This window comes from Pseudoroseomonas cervicalis ATCC 49957, from assembly GCF_000164635.1.
In the GTDB taxonomy this organism is placed as follows: domain Bacteria; phylum Pseudomonadota; class Alphaproteobacteria; order Acetobacterales; family Acetobacteraceae; genus Pseudoroseomonas; species Pseudoroseomonas cervicalis.
In genome coordinates, this window is record NZ_GG770807.1 from 1 (window position 1) to 2,118 (window position 2,118).

General features: G+C 75.3%; 2 protein-coding genes. One reads left to right on the top strand and one right to left on the bottom strand.

Annotated features, from left to right (window positions below; genetic code table 11):
- The coding region (locus HMPREF0731_RS19185) for a solute carrier family 23 protein (protein WP_007005870.1) at positions 1–1,510 on the bottom strand (1,510 nt) is incomplete at its 3' end.
- Positions 1,511–1,738: 228 nt separating this feature from the next.
- On the opposite strand from HMPREF0731_RS19185, the gene HMPREF0731_RS19190 reads away from it, so the two are divergent.
- A partial coding sequence (locus HMPREF0731_RS19190) for a formate dehydrogenase accessory sulfurtransferase FdhD (RefSeq protein WP_007005871.1) occupies positions 1,739–2,118 on the top strand: 380 nt, incomplete at its 3' end.

The following is a 2,118-nucleotide window of genomic DNA, read 5'->3' on the forward strand; positions in this document are numbered from 1 at the left end:
CGATGCCGGCCTCGCGCAGCGCCTCCAGCGCCTCGCCGGCGGCATGGCCGGCGCGCGCCACGGTGTCGGGGCGCAGCGCCCATTCGCGGCCGCAATGCTCGATCAGCTCGGCCGCCGCCGCCCCCTCCCGCGCCGGGTCGAGCACCGCCTCCCGCACCCGCCGCAGCCCGATGCGGAACAGCGCGTTCAGCAGGATGGCGGTCAGCGCGCCGACGATCAGGCCGGAGCGGGCGATGCCCTGCAGCCAGTCCGGCAGGCCGCGGCCCATCTCGGGCAGCAGCATCACCGCCGTGCCCATGACGATGGCCAGCCCCACGGTGAAGCTGCGCCGGCTGGTCATCAGCCGCGACATGATCATCTCGATGCCGGTGCTGATCATGTAGGCGGCGGCATAGACCAGGATGCCGCCGACCACGGCGGTCGGGACCATCACCAGCAGCGCGGCGAGCGGCGGGACCAGGCTGGCCAGCATCAGCGCCAGCCCGGCCGTGGCGCCGACCCGCCAGGCGGCGACGCCCGAGGCATGCACCAGGCCGATATGCGCCGTCGAGGTGGCGCCCGGGGGCGTGCCCGTGGCGCCGGACAGCAGGGTGGACAGGCCGAGCCCGGTGAGCGAGCGGCGCGCCAGGCGCAGATCCGCGCGTCGCCAGCCGGCGTCGGTCAGCCGGTCCATCGACAGGGTGCCGCCCATCTGGTCCATCATCGTGACGCATTGCGAGATGGCCAGCACCAGGATCGGCACCAGGTGGAACTCCGGCCATGGCAGCGGCAGGCCGAGCAGCGGCAGCGCCAGCAACGCGGTGCGTTCCGGCGCCGCGCCGGTCTCCGCCCCGATGGCCCAGGCCATGGCGGTGCCGGCCAGGATGCCGCCCAGCATGGCGACACGGCGCCAGGCCGGGCTGCCCCAGATGGCCAGCGCCACCATGGCGGCCAGGGTGGCGCCGGCCGCCGCCAGTTCGGGCAGGGCCGGGGCCTGTCCCGGGCCCAGCATGCCGAGGCTGCGGGAGACACCGCTGGTCACCAGGCTCAGCCCCATCATCACCAGGGCCACGCCGATCACCTCGGGCGGGAAGACCGGGCGCAGGCGCGGGATCAGCCGGGCGAAGGCCAGGGTCAGCAGCCCGGCCACCAGCGTGGCGCCCATCACCGCGCCCAGCCCGTATTGCGCCATCAGCGCGGCCTGGATGGTCAGCCGCCCGGCGCTGGGGATGGTGACCAGCGGCAGGCCGGCGCCGAAGCGCCAGGGCAGGGCCTGGATCAGCGTGGCGCAGCCCATGACGAAGATGGTGGCGCTGACATAGGCGGTGACCTGCGCCGGGCCATATCCCATGGCCGCCCCGGCGATGGCGGCGTAGAGGGCGAAGACCATGGCCAGCGCCGCATGCTGCAGCCCCATGCCCAGCACCACGCCGAGGGGGGCGCGGTCGGCCGGGCCATAGGCCATCTCCTCCGGCTTCTGGCGCGGCGGCAACGGGTCCAGCAGCCAGCGGCGCAGCGCCCCTCCGCTCAATGCCCCGGGCCCGCATGGCTGCGGCGGAGCGGGGGCGGGGCGGGGTGGCGCATCGGAGTCTCCATGGCAACAGGAGGGATATGCAATGGCGGCAGCTTCCGGCCAATCCCGCCTGCCTGTCGATCCCGCCGCGCCCCCGGCCCGGAAAACCCGCCGCGCCCTGCCGCCTTTCGCCGCGCTGGGGCGTTATCCCCGCGCCCGGCCTGCCGCCGGGGCGGAGCACCCGGCATGAGCGCGCCCCACCCCCTGATTTCCTGCCAGAAGCTGCGCTGGGAGGCGGCCTCCCGCTCGCCCGAGCTGCGCGCCGACCTGCTGCCGGAGGAGATGCCGGTGGCCATGACCTATGGCCAGGCCAGCCACGCCGTGATGATGGCGACGCCGCGCGACCTGGCCGATTTCGCCCTGGGCTTCAGCCTGACCGAGGGCATCGTCACCGCGCCCGGCCAGCTGACCGAGCTGGAGGTGCTGCGCCGCCCGGCCGGCATGGAGCTGCGCATGCAGCTGGCCGAGGCGCGGGAGGCGGCCTTGCTGCGCCGCCGCCGCCACATGGCCGGCCCCGTCGGCTGCGGCCTGTGCGGGCTGGAGAGCCTGGAGGCGGCGACGCGCCG